The sequence below is a fragment of the Brevibacillus sp. HB2.2 genome (genome assembly GCF_013284275.1).
In the GTDB taxonomy this organism is placed as follows: Bacteria; Bacillota; Bacilli; order Brevibacillales; family Brevibacillaceae; genus Brevibacillus; species Brevibacillus brevis_D.
On record NZ_JABSUV010000109.1, the window covers coordinates 1 to 646 of the forward strand.

The 646-nt window shown below is 46.6% G+C and carries 1 pseudogene; it reads left to right on the forward strand.

The annotated features are described in order from the left end of the window. Positions 1 to 646, forward strand: a pseudogene (locus tag HP401_RS29520) (DNA modification methylase); the annotation flags it as partial.

The following is a 646-nucleotide window of genomic DNA, read 5'->3' on the forward strand; positions in this document are numbered from 1 at the left end:
TCAACGGTTTAAGATTCTGGTGAATGAGCTGGGAGCTACGGAGGTAACAGTTTCCGTCGTTGATCTGGATGACATCCGAGAGAAGGCGCTTAATATCGTACTGAATAAGATCAGCGGTGCTTGGGATGAGGATAAGCTTGCCCAGGTGTTGTCTGAGCTACAGGAGAGCGATTTGGACGTAGAGCTCACGGGCTTTGATCTGGAGGAAGCTGTAGATTTGATCAATGAGCACGTCAACATTGAAATAGATGAATCAGTCAAGGAAGATGATTTCGATGTTGAGAGAGCATTAAACGATATCATTGAACCGGAGACGAAGCCAGGGGATATCTGGAGACTCGGGCGGCACATCCTTATGTGCGGAGACGCCACATGTGAGCAGGATGTAAAACGGCTGATGGATGGACAGCAGGCAGCTCTAGTAGTTACTGATCCGCCTTATAATGTTGCTGTTAAAAGTGAATCGGCAGGACTGGCCGTAGACGGAAGAGAGAGCATCTTAAATGATGATATGCCTATGGAACAGTTCGAGGACTTCCTCCAAACGGTGTTTGCAAATTATGCATCAATCATGGACCCGAAAGCAGCAATCTATGTTTTCCATCCTTCTAGCTATCAGCGAGAATTTGAGAACAAGATGAACGAG